At 53.7% G+C, this 15,817-nt stretch carries 12 protein-coding genes and 1 riboswitch; of the genes, 2 read left to right on the forward strand and 10 right to left on the reverse strand.

What is annotated here, in order from left to right; translation table 11 throughout:
* Positions 1-186 precede the first annotated feature (186 nt).
* From R70723_RS30375 to R70723_RS30420, 10 genes are all read right to left on the reverse strand, one after another.
* The gene (locus tag R70723_RS30375) at positions 187-1,203 is read right to left on the reverse strand and encodes a potassium channel family protein (RefSeq protein ID WP_039877847.1); all 1,017 of its coding nucleotides are present in this window, start codon (positions 1,201-1,203) and stop codon (positions 187-189) included.
* Between the two features lie 85 nt (positions 1,204-1,288).
* Positions 1,289-1,681, reverse strand: a complete 393-nt coding sequence (locus tag R70723_RS30380) for a DUF350 domain-containing protein (protein ID WP_039877848.1) — start codon at positions 1,679-1,681, stop codon at positions 1,289-1,291.
* Positions 1,678-2,280 (reverse strand): hypothetical protein, encoded by a 603-nt coding sequence (locus R70723_RS30385; RefSeq protein ID WP_052421574.1) that lies wholly within the window; start codon positions 2,278-2,280, stop codon positions 1,678-1,680. Before R70723_RS30385 ends, R70723_RS30380 begins: the two co-directional genes overlap by 4 nt.
* A gap of 49 nt (positions 2,281-2,329) precedes the next feature.
* On the reverse strand, positions 2,330-3,547 hold the full coding sequence (locus R70723_RS30390) for a glutathionylspermidine synthase family protein (protein ID WP_039877851.1): 1,218 nt from the start codon (positions 3,545-3,547) through the stop codon (positions 2,330-2,332).
* Positions 3,544-4,275, reverse strand: coding sequence for a hypothetical protein (locus tag R70723_RS30395; RefSeq protein ID WP_039877852.1), 732 nt, complete (start codon positions 4,273-4,275; stop codon positions 3,544-3,546). The genes R70723_RS30390 and R70723_RS30395 overlap by 4 nt, the downstream gene beginning before the upstream one ends.
* Before the next feature lie 28 nt (positions 4,276-4,303).
* Complete coding sequence (locus tag R70723_RS30400) at positions 4,304-4,522, reverse strand: hypothetical protein (RefSeq protein ID WP_039877853.1); 219 nt, start codon at positions 4,520-4,522, stop codon at positions 4,304-4,306.
* Positions 4,523-4,699: 177 nt separating this feature from the next.
* Complete coding sequence (locus R70723_RS30405) at positions 4,700-5,836, reverse strand: response regulator (protein ID WP_039877854.1); 1,137 nt, start codon at positions 5,834-5,836, stop codon at positions 4,700-4,702.
* 24 nt (positions 5,837-5,860) lie between these two features.
* Complete coding sequence (locus tag R70723_RS30410) at positions 5,861-8,950, reverse strand: hybrid sensor histidine kinase/response regulator (protein WP_039877855.1); 3,090 nt, start codon at positions 8,948-8,950, stop codon at positions 5,861-5,863.
* Positions 8,951-9,090: 140 nt separating this feature from the next.
* Complete coding sequence (locus tag R70723_RS30415; RefSeq protein WP_039877856.1) at positions 9,091-10,386, reverse strand: nucleobase:cation symporter-2 family protein; 1,296 nt, start codon at positions 10,384-10,386, stop codon at positions 9,091-9,093.
* Positions 10,380-10,985 (reverse strand): xanthine phosphoribosyltransferase, encoded by a 606-nt coding sequence (locus tag R70723_RS30420; protein ID WP_039877857.1) that lies wholly within the window; start codon positions 10,983-10,985, stop codon positions 10,380-10,382. The genes R70723_RS30415 and R70723_RS30420 overlap by 7 nt, the downstream gene beginning before the upstream one ends.
* 198 nt (positions 10,986-11,183) lie before the next feature.
* Positions 11,184-11,287, reverse strand: a riboswitch (purine riboswitch).
* Between the two features lie 132 nt (positions 11,288-11,419).
* On the opposite strand from R70723_RS30420, the gene R70723_RS30425 reads away from it, so the two are divergent.
* On the forward strand, positions 11,420-11,707 hold the full coding sequence (locus R70723_RS30425) for a hypothetical protein (protein WP_052421527.1): 288 nt from the start codon (positions 11,420-11,422) through the stop codon (positions 11,705-11,707).
* A gap of 151 nt (positions 11,708-11,858) precedes the next feature.
* Positions 11,859-15,800, forward strand: coding sequence for a response regulator (locus R70723_RS30435; protein WP_081957534.1), 3,942 nt, complete (start codon positions 11,859-11,861; stop codon positions 15,798-15,800).
* Positions 15,801-15,817 lie beyond the last annotated feature (17 nt).

A 15,817-nucleotide genomic window follows, 5' to 3' on the forward strand; every position in this document is an offset into this window, starting at 1 on the left:
ATTTTTTGCCGATAAGTATATTACGGTAACTTTGGTCACAAAGTTAAATCATTTTCACTTCATTTTGTGCCAAAATAATAAATTGATCCCTTTTTCCTAATCTCCTATGGTGGTTTATTAATTTTTTACAATGCAAAAAGGGCTGCCCGGTTTTTTTACCCGGACAGCCCTTCTTTTGGAGGCCGATTATTTTGCTGTAATTTTGCGGTAGGTCAGTTCATCTGACACAACATACAATCTGGCATTTGCCGGAATCGGCTGGTCCAGCCTTCGGTTTATGCTGAGATCGCCGTGGTCAGACAGCAGGGTGGCTCCCTGAAGCAGAAGCGCCTGAAAGGCATCGCCGTACGTCTTCCAGCTTGTGTCCACCGGCACCTCATAAATATCGTCCCCGTGCTGGCGGCTGAGCAGCTGGCTGATGACCTCGGAATTCCCTTCCTGCAGCGCTGATCTTACAGCCAGCCTGGAGACGGCATCGTGAGACACCACGAACTCGTTCACCTGGACATGCCGGAAATTCTGGATATTCTTTTCCTGCATAATCTCTACTGTAGTATGTACCTGCGGAGCTATCCGCTCTATGCTGGAGACAATCAGCAGCGACTTGCCGTCAATCAGGGAAGACTCGTCAATGCGGATGTCACCGAACACAATGGCTGCCCTGGCACTTCCGATCGAAGCCTTCATTAGAATCTCATCGCTTGAGGCATCGCCGCTGATAAAATGAACCTGCTCCATCTGCTCCAGCGGATGCCGGCCGGCCTCGTCTATGATCACAATCCGGCATTTCGGCGCATAGCACAGAATCTCATCTACAGCCGCCTGTGTTTTCCGGCTCCAGTTGATCAGCACCACATGATCCGCCCCATGAAAGCTCAAGGTTCCAGCCCCTCTCCTTCTCTGCATCTCGCCCATAGCCTCGACAACCTTGCCGATGACGAGACTCAAGAGACCAATGCCGAAAATATATAAGAAAATCGTAAATACCTTTCCCGGGAGCGATGCCGCATAAAAATCACCGTAGCCGACAGTGGACATCGTTGTCATTACCCAATAGAAGGCGTTAAACCAGCTGCTGAAGGTGTCCGGTTCAAGCGTATACGCAATGGTCGCACTCAGCACAACGAAACAAAGGATCATGATAGCTATGGTCTTTTTTTTCAGTGCGATCAGCTTGCCGGATAATTTGAGGAGAAAATGCACCTGCCTCCCCTACTTCCTTAAGTTAATGGGACTGGGGCTGCCGCCGCGCAACCGGCGGGCGGACAGCCGCAGAGATGCTTAGAAGTTAAATAATCAGACTGCTTACTGCAAACGAGGTTCCGATGAATACGAGACAGAGCATGGTGCCTACAGCAGTATTGCCTTTTTCAAGCTCCTTGGAGATTCTGAAGCCCGGAGTAAACAGCTCAAATATCCAGTACGCCGCGATCAGGCACACATACCCTACCGCGAACCACAGCATCATGTGCCAGATCGACGTATTGGTGTATGCCGCTACGCCAAGGATAATCGCCGTAGCCAGAAACTTGCCGCCGAGCGCCAGCGCCACAGCGGTATTTCCTTTTTTGATTTCATCCATGTCCTTAAACGGAGTCATCAGGGTAAAGACGACCATGCCCAGCACCTGCAGCAGAATAATGGTCAAGACACTGACTATCAAATTTATAACTATCGTCAATTCGCCCACCCCCGAAATTTCGCATAAGCCGAATCATAATCGGCAAAATCATGCACTTCCTCCAGCACGACCGATGCTGTTTTTGCCTTTTCAAGCGCCTTGTAGCGCTCATCATCTATCGGCTGCTTGATGCGGTTGCCCGACGGCAGCTCAAGCACAGCGAAGTTTCTCGTCTTCTCCTGGTACTTGGTCTTGTAGACCCCGACAAGGTCAACATCCGTTGTAATCGACACCTTCAGATTCTTAAGATCCTCGGCAGCGGTATTCTGGTCCGGATAGGATTTAAGCGTTGTCCATTCGGACAGCCGGACCTCATTCTTCTGGTCGGCAGAGGTAATCATCTCGGCATCCATATACTGCAGGGTCCAGATTTTGTCGCCTGTAGCATAGTTCCCGTCATTGGGAAGCAGCTCGTTGTCCGGCAGCACAGTCATATCACTGCCGATCAGATCGCCCACTGTACTCTCCACCACCCGGTAATCCCAGGGGACGCGTGACACGCTATCCGTTGTCTCCGAGGTTCCGGTGTGGAACACGCTGTCCTCATTGCTGGAGCAGGCGCCCAGCAGCAGCACTGCAAACAGCAGCATGCCAAGCATTGCAGCCAGCCGGACTTTTGCCGCCCTTGCAATCCGTGCTGAATTCCTTTTATTCCTGTTCAAGCTCCCTCACTCCTAACGCAATAAAATGACTGGCATTGCCTGTAATCGGTCCGCCTGCCCGCCCCAGAAGCCCGCAGGGCTTCCCGTTAATGACAAACATGCCGGTGAGCAGATGAAGCTCCCCCTCCGCAGCCTGAATGCGGGCGAGCTCGGCCCGCTTCTGGTATACGGTCGGGAACAGCACACTGCTGTCAAAGCCCTCTTCATCTTCCAGCTCCAGCTCACCGCTGTCGTCGAACAGGCGCACCGAACCGCCTTCGCGGCCGAATACGGATTTGGACACAAAGCTTCCGGAGAATACCGGCTTGTTGTAGGTAGGCAGAATATATCTGGAGATCGCTTCACGCTCCTCCTCATTGTATAGCAGCCCCAGTTCATACATCCCCCATACCGCAGCAATCAGTCCCTTGGACTGCAGCAGAATGCTGTGCGGTCCGTTGAACAGCTGGAGGCTCCCTGTCTCTACAGCATAAGCCAGCGCATCACCGGCTTCATCAACCGCCATCCATTCCTTCGGATACAGGGCAAACATCCGCTCAATTCTGCGGTTCTGCCCGTCGTATACCCGGCCCTGATCAATCCACAAATCCAGACAGTCCACACACTTAATGTCCAGACCGCTGTGCCGTACCAGCGCCTCGATGGTGCCTGAATCCTCCTGATGGGAGCCGTAAGCTACACAGGCAGCAGTATCGGGACGCTCAATTCCCCATGCTGCAGCCAGCAGCTCCTTCATCGCCCCGTTCGGGCTGCCGATTCCGGCCTGCTTACAGATCCACGGTGTAGCAATAGAGGCTTCCACATAGCCTGTGGGCGTATCCGCATTCAGCTCCAGAAGCTTAATGGCCCCCTCATCCGACACGGCAAAATCAAACCGGGCGTATCGGCTGATCAGCCCCGGCTCAGGCAGCGGCGTATCATCCAGCATCTGCCACAGGACAGGCGGAATACCCAGCAGCTCATACAGATCCTGCCGGTGGTGGACATAACGCACTGCTTTGTCAAGGATACTCCACAGCTTCTCCGAGGCGGCAGCCAATTCCCTGTATGTCCCGGCTGACATTACCGCAATCGCGTCCAGCCAGTATTCCTCCTCCTCCAGATCAGCCCAGGTAAAGCCAAGCTCACGAAGCTGCTCTACGCGGGGCGCGCGTTCCAGCCCCGACTGGTCAAGCAGCTCAAAGACGCTCTTCTGCGGGCTCATCCGCCGAAACCGCTGCTTCTGCCTGAGCTCTTGGAGGAAGAGCTCTTGGAGCTTCCGGATTTGACAGAGGAGCTTGACTTGCTGCCAGAGCTTGAGCCTGATGAGGAGCCCAGTCCGCTTGAGGTTCCTCCGACCCCGCCGGCCGAGGAAGAGCCCCTGCGGGTAATCGAGCCTGTTGAAGATGTTGAAGTTTTGGGCTTAACCACTGATCCTGTAACCTGCTTGTTCTGAAAGCTTCCGCTGTTATACGTAGGCGGCTTATAGGTATTACGCGTACCTCCGTAATAGGTCGGCCGGTCATTGTACCAGCCTCTGGAGGAGTAGTTAGACCCGCTGTTGAACAGCATGTGATAGAGCAGCATGTCATCCCAGCCGAAGCCGTTGCTGTAGCCGCCGTAATTATTGATTACCGTTGTGCCGCCGGAGGTTACGACTCCGCTGCCTTCCTGTACAGTCTCCTCCGCACTCTCCTCCGGATAAGGAATATTCCAGTCTACATTAGCATCGAAATAGGCCTTGACCTCTTCGGTCGACCAGGATACCAGCTGCGGCTCCCCGCCGGAGCTGCCTGCCGCCTGGGCGCCTCCCGGAATGAACATGGCATTAGCCAGCAGGGCGATGCCAAGGGACGTTGACAGCACACGCAGCGGCTTGCCCTCCGCACTCAGCAGTCTTGGCCCTCCGCTGTCTTTGGCGGGCTCTTCAGCCTTTTTGTCCTCATTCTCCACAATATTTCCCTCCTTTCCTACCTTTCTCTTACTCTGCGGTGCGCATCGGGACCAGCAGGAGCTCAAGCTTCCCCTGATCCACATTCAGCCTGCCTTCAACCGCCTCATATTCCCTGCTGCCCACAACAATATAATTGACATGCTCCAGGGCGGTAATCATATTCATACTCCACATCCGCTCCTCGATCACCCGCAGGTCACCTTCGGGCAGCTTTTCAAACAAAATGACACTCAATCCATTATCCACTAAATTACACTTCCTTCCTGTTAACTATTACGCTTTTGATACGCAAATATCCTCTTTTCGTTTCATCTTCCCGGGGCCCTCCGGCCCTTGCCTCCGGTATGAAAAAAATAGCCGAACGGCAGCGCATACGACCATGCGGGCAACTCAGCTATGTAAAGCTCTGACCATGAAATTGTGCTAAAAAGCGTTTTGCACCCAGCTGTCCATTATACTGCCCGGACCGATGCCCAAATCATTCTGCAAAAGGGCTTTATACCCCTCATAATGCTTACGGAACCCGGGAAAATCGCTCAAAGCCGCGTAGCTGCGCAGAACCAGCCGGCAGATATCCTCCGAGTAGGGATCAATTTCCTGCAGCGCAGCCAGACGGACAAACGCCTGCCGCGGCCGGTCTGTATCCAGCTCAAACTCAGCTGACCGCAATGACATCTGAAGATAGCCCACCTGCAGCTCCTTGCGCTTTGTCTCTGCCCAGTCATAATGATGCTCTCCCAGATAATCGCCGCGGTACAGTGACAGGACAGCCTCCCGCCGCTGCCAGTCCGGCTCATCCGCTACGGCACCGCCCTGCCAGCCCTGCATGAACCGCTCGACATCAAGCGCTACATTCCCGGTAACCAGACGGTAACGTTCCTGCGAGAACTCTACAGTTACATCCATCCCCCATGTCTTGAGCAGCTTGCGGATATGATACACGGTGGTATGCAGATTGGTTACCGCCTTCTCCGGCTTGAAATCCGGCCAGACGAGGTCTACAATCATATCCTTCATTACCCACTGCCCGCGGTGGTGCAGCATCAGTGCGAACACCTCCTGCGCCTTGCTTGTCCTCCACTGCGTTTTTCGGCCGGCATCGCCGCGGTCCAGAAATTCCAGCCGTTTAAAGCAGAGAATCCATGGATTGTCCTGGGCTGCTGCGTCCGCCGGCTGCTCTTTAGGCAGAACCGCTGCCGGCTCCTCACGGACCACCAGCCGTTCCAGCGTCTTGTTCAGCCGCTGTGCGGTAACCGGCTTCAGCAGATAATCGGCAGCATTCAGCTCAAAGGCATCAATAGCATAATCACTGTATGCCGTAATATAGACAATGCGGATACCGCTGTCTGCCTGCATAATATGCTCAGCTGCCTCCAGGCCGTTCATTTCCGGCATCCCGATATCCAGGAAGACGATATCGGCCCGCTCCTGCTGCAGGTGCTGCAGCCCAAGTCTGGCCGAGGTATATTTACCTGTAATCTGCAGCCGCCCGTCTTTGAGGAGCAGGCGTTCGAGATGCTGCAGCGCAGGTTTTTCGTCATCTATTAATATAGCCTTCATAAGCCAGGTTCACCTCTTGTCAGGTCATTCTGATACCGGATGCGTCCGCGGAATAGCGTAGGAGATCCTCGTTCCAGCTCCAGGCACGCTTTCGATAATCAGGCCCGTTCCGTAAATTTTAAGCAGCCGCCGCTGGATATTTCTCAGTCCGATTCCGCCCTCGGTGCGTTCTTCAGACAGAACCTCCCCGATCCGATCCTGCGTCATGCCTATTCCATCGTCCGACACGGCTACAACCAGCTGGCGGTCCAGCAGACGGATGGACAGCGTAACGGTTCCGCCGGCTTCCTTCTGCATCAGCCCGTGATTCACTGCATTCTCTACAATCGGCTGAATGCTGAGCGGGGGAATCAGCTCCCGGATACGCTCAGGCAGGTCAAATTCAATATTCAGCCGGTCATCAAACCTGGCCTTCTCCAGCGCAAGATAAGACCGTACCAGCTCCAGCTCCTTCTCGACAGGCACTGTCTGTCCGCGGTTCTGGAAATCAAAGCTGCTGCGCAGATACATGCTGAGATCCAGCAGCAGGTCTGTCGCTTTATCCGGATCATCCGGACATACCGAGATAATGGCATTAAGCGCGTTGTACAAAAAATGCGGTTTGATCTGTGCCTGCAGAAAGGCAATTTCCGTCTCGACAGACTTCCGGATCAGCTTGCGCATATCGAGCAGCGTCTGTACACGGGCCCGGAATTCACGAAGCTCCACCGGCTGGATTAAATAGTCGTTAGCCCCGGCCTCAAAGATGGCCTGTATATCCTCAGGCCGGTTACCGGCCGTCAGGACAAGGATCGGCAGCTCTGATAAAACGAACCGCTCGCGGATGGCCTGGCACAGCACCAGTCCGGGCATCTCGGGTATGGCCCAGTCCATAATAACAAGGTCGATATCCGGCTGCTCCTGCATAATCAGAAGCGCTTCCGGACCGCTGGCCGCCGTTATAACCAAATGCCGCTCCAGCTTGAGGATATTCGAGAGCACCTGCTGGTTGACCGGATCATTCTCAACAACCAGAATCTTGCAGCACTCCGCGTCCAGCAGCAGCCCCAGCTCATTATATGCGGTCTCGGAGGAGGCTGCAGTTTCCCAGCCGGTAACCTCCATATAGCTCTGATCAAGAAAGGCCGCCGGGTCCTTAAGCACCGGCAGGGTGAAGCGGAACCTTGTTCCCTGGCCAAGGATGGACTGCCCCTCAATCTCTCCCCCGTTAAGCTCTACCAGCTTCTGGGTAATGCTGAGGCCCAGCCCGTTCTCACGGTACAGCTTCTGGGCGGATGCACCCTGCGGATCATAGGCGTCAAATATCGTCCGGAGCCGCTCGGGCGGCATTCCCGATCCGGTATCAGCCACCTGGATGACCACATAATCTTCTTTAACCTCCGCTGACACCGTAATCACACCCTGCTGGGTGTAATTTACAGCGTTAGCCAAAAGATTGAACAAAATCTGGCCCAGCCGCTGTTCATCCGTTTCCAGCAGCGGCAGCGTATCCGGCAGCTCCAGCCGGAAGCTCAGCTTCGGATTGCCTGTAACATGACGGGTAACCTCAATGACAGAGGAGGCAACACTGTGCAGATCAACAGCCTGTCTCTGCAGGAAAAGGCCGCCGTGGTTCAGCTTGGCAAAGTCGGCCATATCGTTGATCAGGGCGGACAGCCTTTTTCCGGTTGATACAATCATGGACAGCTGTCCGCTCTGCTGGGCATTCAGCCGTCCTGCCGCCCCCTCCGTCAGTGTCTGGGCAATATTTACAATCCCCTGTAGAGGCATGCGCAGTTCACTTGAGGTAGCGGCCATGAAGTCATCCTTCAGCCCGTCCAGTGTAAGCAGCCTGCGGGACAGCTGCTCCACTTCCAGAAAGGATGCCGCGTACTGGCGGGTCATCAGAATCGCCTGGACGAAACCGAACAATATTATTTCATAGGACAATACATAATAATGGAACGGCGCACTGCTGAAGCTGACCAGATAGAAGATGATAACTACACTTAGACTCTCTATGCTGACCATCATCAGAAACCTGTTTTTACGGTTCTGCAGTGTGCCTGCAATCATGGAGTAGAGCACGAAGCTTATAGCAACTACGCCCCAGGTTAACAGCATTCCTTCCAGATAGCTGAAATACTGTGCCGGAATAAATACCGCAATCATCAGCAGTACTGCCGTAATAGCCCTGGAGGCTTTCATTACTGCCTGCGGCATCGGATAGTTAACCGAATTCGCCACATATCGGAGCAGATAATAATAGACCAGTGTAGAAGAAGCGAGCTGAAGCTTCAGCACGATCTCGTAGGGGAGGCCGGGCAATGCGGCAGCAATCAGCTTTTCACCGTGGGTCAGGATATATATGAGGGCTCCTATACTGAACAACCCCAGATAGAGCGTGATTCCCCTGCTTGCCTTGACCTTGGAAAACATAAGCAGGAACAGGGCCAGGGCAAAAAATCCCAAGATGGTTGCCCCGTCCACAAACAAGGCGAATTCCCGGTGCTTCATAATCGACTTCTGGTCCCCGATGATAATCGGCTGGATGATACCGCCGGAAGAATAATTGTAATTAGCCACCTGCACGATAATCTCCAGCCTGCCTCCGTCAACAGCGGCAAATCCCATGTAAGGAATATTGTTGGCTTTGCTCTCGGAGGGCTCGGATGCCGGATAGCCGCTGTTGCCGATCATCTGCCCGTTCAGGTAAATTTTGCTTGCCATCCGGATGTTAAGTGCCCGTAGGCCGTATACGACTGCATCGCCTTCAGGAATAATGGCCTGCAGACGGTACGTCGCATAGCCCTTGGCCTGGCTCGTACCATCATCCGACAGGTATGTATTCCATTTCTCAGGCACGTTGATTATATTCGGTACTGGCGGAGCGTTCTGGTCTGCAGCAGGCAGACGGAAATCGGCAGGCGTAAGCAGCCTGTCACGGTAAAACTCCCATTCCCCGTCCAGCTCCAGCTCCCCGTCCCGGTGAAAATCCCATTGCCGCAGATCAATTATGCCTTGCCTGGAGACCGGCTTATCCTGTGTAACCATCACATTCTGAAGGATGGAGAACAACGGGACGCTGCAGACCAGCAGCAGGCTGGCCAGCACACTAAGCCAATATTTCCTCATATCTCCGGCTCCCCTCTGGTTGCGTATCGATTCCTATTTTAAAATTATACCTTGAAATTATTACCGTAATAAAGAAAAAACCGATCCCCTATATTTCGGAATCGGCTGCCTTACTTGTTATACTTTAAAAATGGTAAGTTTTATTTCATTTCCGGTGCAGGCGCCGGAGCAGCCTGGTCCTGTGATCTGGAGAGGAAAATGTTCAGGACAATTGCCGTCAGGGAGCCGGAGACAATACCGTTCTGCAGCAGCATTCTGGCGAATTCCGGAAGCTGGTCAAACATGGCAGGCAGGACTGCCGAGCCAAGGCCAACCGCAATACTGCAGGCGGCAATCAGCAGATTTCCGTCCTTGCGCAGATCCACCTCGGACAAAATAGACATACCGGAAGCGGCAACGGAACCGAACATTACAATCATTGCACCGCCCAGCACCGCATTCGGAACGACGGTTGTCAGCGCAGCCAGCTTAGGCAGGAGACCCAGCACCACCATGATTCCGCCTGCTGCAAAGATGACATTGCGTGTTTTAACTCGGGTTAGCGACAGCAGCCCTACATTCTGGGAAAATGCCGTATAAGGGAACGCATTAAATATTCCGCCCAGCATGATTGCCAGTCCCTCAGAACGCAGCCCGTTTACAACCTGCCGGTTCTCAACCTTCTGGTCTGTAGCCTTGCCTACTGCAAAATAAACCCCGGTAGACTCTACCATTGAGACTATGTTTACAATGATCATAGTAAATATTGCAGTCATGCTGAATTCCGGCCAGCCGAAGTAGAAGGGCTGGGCAATACTAACATAAGACGCGGTGCCTACAGCTGAGAAATCAACGATTCCCATGAAATAGCCGATTCCCGTCCCCACCACTAAACCTACCAGAACCGAAACGGAGCGCAGGAAGCCGGTCGCCAGGCGGTTCACCGCAAGGATTACGAGCAGGGTAATCAGCGCCAGCAGCAGATTGCGCGGCTGGCCGAAATCAGGGCTGCCCTGCCCGCCGGCCACATTGTTCATGGCGACCGGAATCAGCGACAGGCCGATAATGGTTACTACCGATCCGGTAACTACAGTAGGGAAGAACTTAAGCAGCCTGCCGTACAAGGGGGCTGCCAGCACGACGAACAAGCCGGAAATAATGATCGCCCCGTACGCGGTCGCCAGATTTGAGCCCGAAGCGATGGCAATAATCGGGCTGACGGCAGTAAACGTACAGCCCAGCACGACCGGCAGCCCGCTGCCGAAATATTTGCTGCCCATAACCTGAAGCAGTGTGGCCAGCCCGCAGGTGAACAGATCTGCCGCGATCAGATAGGCCATCTGTGTCGCGTTTAAATTAAGCGCCCCCCCGACAACCAGCGGTACAATGACTGCTCCCGCGTACATGGCCAGCACGTGCTGCAGTCCCAGAGCGAAAATCTTTTGCTTGCTTAACATCCTGCACTCTCCCTCATTTTCTCTTCATTTGCAATAAAATGAACTTCTCCCGGAGCCATGGATGAGATTCTCGCCAATGCATGTACATTGATTCCTCTCTTCTCCAGCAGGCTCCGGCCTTCCTGAAAGCTCTTTTCAATTACACAGCCTACACCAAGCAGCTGTGCGCCGGACTGCCCGACGATATCCGCCAGCCCGACGAGGGCTGCGCCGGTGGCCAGAAAGTCATCGACAATCAGCACCCGGTCCTCAGGACCTAAATATTTTTGCGAAATACTGATTTGATAGCTCTCCTGGCGGGTAAAGGAATACACAGGGGCCGAATAGACATCTTCGGATAAAGTTACGGCCTTCTTTTTCTTTGCGTAAATAAATGGAACCGAGAATGCAATGCCTGCAGCCATAGCGAATTGAATACCGCTGGCCTCAACAGTCAGGATCTTGGTAACCGGCAGATGGCCGAACACTTCCTTGAACTCCCGGCCGATCTGCAGGGCAAGTCCGGTATCCACCTGATGATTCAGGAAGGAATCCACCTTCAGCACGGACTCTGACAGAATCAGGCCTTCTTGTCTAATACGCTCCTCCAATACTTTCATAACAGCAGCCTCTCTCCTTCTACAATTGTTGCAGCTGTGTGATCGGCTGAAACAAAAAAAGGACAGCTTCACTTGATTGTTTCTCTCAAGTGAAGCTGTCCTTCTGGGTTTTTGTCCCTAAGCGGTGTAACACATCAGCAGTGTCCGCATCGCTCGGACCAGCCTTCTCACAGCCTTGCAGCTGCTGAAGCGGAACCCTAGATGCGCTATTTCACTCATAGTCGGATATTTACAGTGGTTATCCGGTAGAAACTTATGGGCCATATTCCCAAGATTATATGAGTTGTTATATGATTTTTCGTTATTAAACCTTCGTATATCTTACACGCTCTGTATGATCCTTACAAGCCCTTTTGCTGAAAAACACAGAGGAATTTTGACAACTTTTCATGTAATTCAACCATTTTCATCCATAGCAGTAGGCAGCCGCTCGTTTGCTGCTCAGCACCGCCCTTATTGCTCACGCTTTTCCGCTCAATACCAGCGGCAGGGAAATCGTCATTGTCGTTAAAAACCAGACTGTAAAGCTGCCTAAAGGCAGCCGGAGCTCCGCTGCCACCCAGGTCGGCAGCGGCGGCGGAACCTACAGCACCGGAGGAACGAACTCCGCTATTGAGAGCCCTTATACCCGGCAGCAGCATGCGGTAGGCGGCGGTGCAGGCGGCCACGCTGTAAACAGCAGCCGGCTTAAGCGCAAACCGGCACCGGGACGGAAACGGTAAGCACACAGGCCACAGACAAGAAGCTGTCATAAATACACCAGGTAATCAGGCTAATTTATGGTTAAACTGGTGTTTTGCCTGTGTTTCCACTATCATCGCCCCTCTATTAAAAGTATAATTAATTAAACTATCTAGATAAAGGCGGGCGAGCATGAAAATAAAGCAACAGATTGGGTTGGCAACTATAACTTCTATACTGCTTCTCAGCAGTATGATCACTATAGCAATAGTCTCTCTCGAAGGATTACCTCTATACCTGTCTCTTGGCGCAGGCGCGGCAGGCGTTCTGCTCTGCTTCATCATGATGACACTGATCCACCGCAACGTAACACGGGGCATTGGACAGATCAGAGCCATTTCAGAGAATATTGCCGGCGGCACGCTGGATGCTTCAGGAATGACCACGCGCAGCGATGAATTCGGGCAGCTGGCACAGTCCTTTTACAGCCTGGGTGTCGATCTGCATCATAAGACAGCTGAAGAGCGCGTTCTGCGCCTGAAGGCAGAGGAGCAGGCCTGGATTAATACCGAGGTTTCAGAGATGGCGCTGCGCCTGCAGGGCTCGGTGCATCTGCAGACAGCAGCACGCATCTTCATCTCAAGGCTGGCCACCGCTGTCGGCGGAAGCTACGGCGCCATGTACATGCTGCAGCATAACCGGCTGCAGTTCACGGCTGGCTATGCTTTTGACGAAGCCGCCGTAAACCGCGAACCGTTTGCGCTCGGCAACGGGCTGGTAGGCCAATGTGCAGTTGACAAGCAGACGATTATTTTACATGATCTGCCGGAGAATTATATAAGAGTTCATTCCGGACTGGGGCATGCGCTCCCCTCCACGCTTATTGTATTTCCGCTTGTATATGAGGCCGAGGTTGTCGCTGTAATCGAGCTGGCCACCCTGCAGCAGCTGGGCGACAAAGAACGGCAGTTAATTGAGCGGACCGGCCAGAACATGGGCGTGCTGATTAATACGCTGGCCGATGTCACCCGGATTGAGGAGCTGCTGAATCATACACAGCTGCAGAAGGAAGAGCTTGAAGCGCAGACGGAAGAGCTGCTGGCGCAGACACAGGAGCTGGAGGCCCAGACTGAGGAGCTGCGGGCGCAGACAGATGAATTGGCTTCGTCCAACAGCAATCTGCAGCATCAGATGGAGCTGACGGCACAACAGAAGGCTGAAATCGAGGCGCAGGCCGATGAGCTCCTCGCACAGACGGAGGAGCTGGCAGCCTCCAATCAGGATCTGCTGGTACAAATGAAGCTTACTGCACAGCAGAAAGAGGAAATCCAGGAGCAGGCTGATGAGCTCCTCGCTCAGACAGAAGAGCTGCAGGACCAGAAGGAACAGCTGCAGGCTCAGGCTCAGGAGCTGCTTGCCCAGACCGAGGAGCTTTCGGCCTCTAATGATAATCTGCAGCTCCAGATGGAGCTGACCGCGCGGCAGAAAGACGAGATTCAGGAGCAGGCGGACGAGCTCTACGCCCAGACAGAGGAGCTCGCCACCTCTAACAGTAATCTGCAGGACCAGATGAAGCTTACAGCAAGACAGAAAGAGGAAATTCAAGAGCAGGCGGATGAACTTCTGGCCCAGACCGAGACACTTATGGAACAGAAGGAGCAGCTGCAGCTGCAGGCCGGCGAGTTGGAGGAGCAGACAGAAGAACTCCGCGCTCAGACGGAAGAGCTGCGCGAGCAGATGGAAATTACAGCGCGGCAGAAAGAAGAAATTCAGGTGCAGGCGGACGAGCTGCTTGCCCAGACCGAAGAGCTCGCCACCTCCAACAGCAACCTGCAGGATCAGATGAAGCTTACCTCTCAACAAAAAGAGGAAATCCAGAACCAGGCGGACGAGCTGCTGGCACAGACAAATGAGCTGCAGGACCAGAAGGAGCAGCTGGAGGCCCAGGCCCAGGAGCTGTTTGCACAGACCGAGGAGCTGGCAGTGTCTAACAAGAGCCTGCTCGCTCAAATGGAGCTGACAGAGCAGCAGAAGGAAGAAATCAAGGTGCAGGCGGAAGAGATCTTTATGGCTGCCCAGTACAAATCGGAATTCCTGGCCAATGTATCCCACGAGCTGCGGACGCCGCTGAACAGCCTGCTGATTCTGTCACAGATTCTGGCCGAGAACAAAGAAGGTAATCTTGGTGCCAAGCAGCTGGAATATGTCCACACTATTTTCTCAGCAGGTAAGGACCTGCTTCAGCTGATTGATGAAATTCTTGACCTGGCCAAGCTTGAGGTCGGTAAAATGACGGCTGTTCTGGAGCCGGTGCCGCTGCACGATATCAGCAGTCATCTGTACCGCCGGTTTGAGCAGCAGGCGAAGACCAGGCAACTGCGCTTTGACGTACACTGCGACAGCAGGCTTCCTGAGCATCTGCTGACCGACGGGCACAGGCTTCAGCAGATTCTGAACAATCTGCTCTCCAATGCCCTGAAGTTTACGCCTGAACACGGCTCGATCTCCCTGTCGATCCGGACAAGCGGCAAAGAGATCATCTTTGCCGTCAGTGATACAGGAATCGGTATTGCCGCCTCCAAGCTGGAGAGCATCTTTGAGGCCTTCCAGCAAGCCGACGGCACAACCAGCCGCAAGTACGGGGGTACAGGCCTCGGCTTGACCATCTGCCGTGAGCTGGCCGGAATGCTGGGCGGAAGAATAGAGGTCGATTCGGTTGAAGGCCAAGGAAGCACGTTCTCCCTGATTCTGCCGGCTGAGCTCCCGGATGAGCTTGCCTTATCTCAGGCTGCTTCCGTCTTTGCGGCAGCGGCAAACCAGGATTATGCGCCGGTTACGGATACTGAAGTCAAAGAGCATCCTTTCTTCCGCGAATCCTTTGTTCCCGATATTTCAATTTCCAATCCGAAGCTGCTGCAGTTTGCTGAGATGGATGATGACCGGAATAACCTTGAGAACGGTGATACACTGCTCCTGATTATTGAGGAGGACGCCGAGTTCGCGACTATTCTGCTTGAGCTTGCCCGCAGCAGAGGCTTCAAAGCCATTGTAGCCTTCCAGGGCGATCAGGGCCTGGCACTCGCCCATGCCTACAAGCCGGATGCCATCCTGCTTGACCTGCATCTGCCTGTGCTTGACGGCTGGGCTATTATCAGCCGGCTGAAGAGCCGGCCGGAGCTGCGCCATATTCCGGTCCATGTTATTTCCACTGCCGAAGAGAACCAGCAGAGTCTGGCCATGGGCGCCCTCTCCTTCTGGAAGAAGCCGAGCGACGAGGCAGAGCTGGAAACAGCCTTCCTGCAGATTGAGACCTATATCCGCCGCCCGGTGAAGAGCCTGCTGATTGTGGAAGACAATCAGCTGCTGCGCAGCAGCCTGGTCGAATTCATCGCCCATCCGGATGTACGGGTTGTGGCCGTCGGCACCGGGCGCGAGGCGCTCGAGCAGCTAAGCAGCCATCATTTTGACTGCATGGTGCTTGACCTCGGGTTGTCCGATATCAGCGGCTTCGATTTAATGGAGCAGATCAAAACCAACCGCAAGCTGCAGACGCTGCCGGTTATTATCTACACAGGCAAGGACCTGAGCAAAACCGACGAGCAGCGCTTGAAGCATTACGCCGAGAGCATCGTCATCAAGAATGTGCGCTCCATGGAGCGGCTCTATGATGAAACGGCACTGTACCTGCACCGCAGGCATGCCGACCTGCCGCCGGACAAGCAGCAGCTGATCGAGAAGCTGCATAATCCTGAGGCGGCCTTTGCCGGTAAGCAGATCCTGCTGGTCGATGATGATATGCGTAATATTTTTGCTTTATCAAGTGTGCTTGAGGGTTATAATATGGATATCAGCTTTGCCCAGAACGGGCTTGAAGCCCTTGCACATCTGGAGAAGCATCCGGAGACGCAGCTTGTATTCATGGATATCATGATGCCGGAGATGGACGGCTACGAGACGATGAAGCGGATCCGGGAGAATCCGGCCTATGATCATATCGTCATCATAGCCCTTACCGCCCGCGCGCTGGAAGAGGACCGTACCAAATGCCTCCAGGCAGGGGCATCAGATTATATCTCCAAACCGATTAATACAACGCAGCTTGTCACCGTCCTGAAGGTATGGTTAATCCAATAGCTTTTCATTATCACCAG

Origin of the sequence: Paenibacillus sp. FSL R7-0273 (genome assembly GCF_000758625.1) — a bacterium.
Lineage (GTDB): Bacteria > Bacillota > Bacilli > Paenibacillales > Paenibacillaceae > Paenibacillus_AQ.

Coding starts and splice junctions, on each gene's coding strand:
- R70723_RS30420 (WP_039877857.1), bottom strand. CDS start 10,985: ATGAAAGTATTGGAGGAGCGTATTAGACAAGAAGGCCTGATTCTGTCA.
- R70723_RS30390 (WP_039877851.1), bottom strand. CDS start 3,547: ATGAGCCCGCAGAAGAGCGTCTTTGAGCTGCTTGACCAGTCGGGGCTG.
- R70723_RS30405 (WP_039877854.1), bottom strand. CDS start 5,836: ATGAAGGCTATATTAATAGATGACGAAAAACCTGCGCTGCAGCATCTC.
- R70723_RS30415 (WP_039877856.1), bottom strand. CDS start 10,386: ATGTTAAGCAAGCAAAAGATTTTCGCTCTGGGACTGCAGCACGTGCTG.
- R70723_RS30385 (WP_052421574.1), bottom strand. CDS start 2,280: ATGCTTGGCATGCTGCTGTTTGCAGTGCTGCTGCTGGGCGCCTGCTCC.
- R70723_RS30435 (WP_081957534.1), top strand. CDS start 11,859: ATGAAAATAAAGCAACAGATTGGGTTGGCAACTATAACTTCTATACTG.
- R70723_RS30410 (WP_039877855.1), bottom strand. CDS start 8,950: ATGAGGAAATATTGGCTTAGTGTGCTGGCCAGCCTGCTGCTGGTCTGC.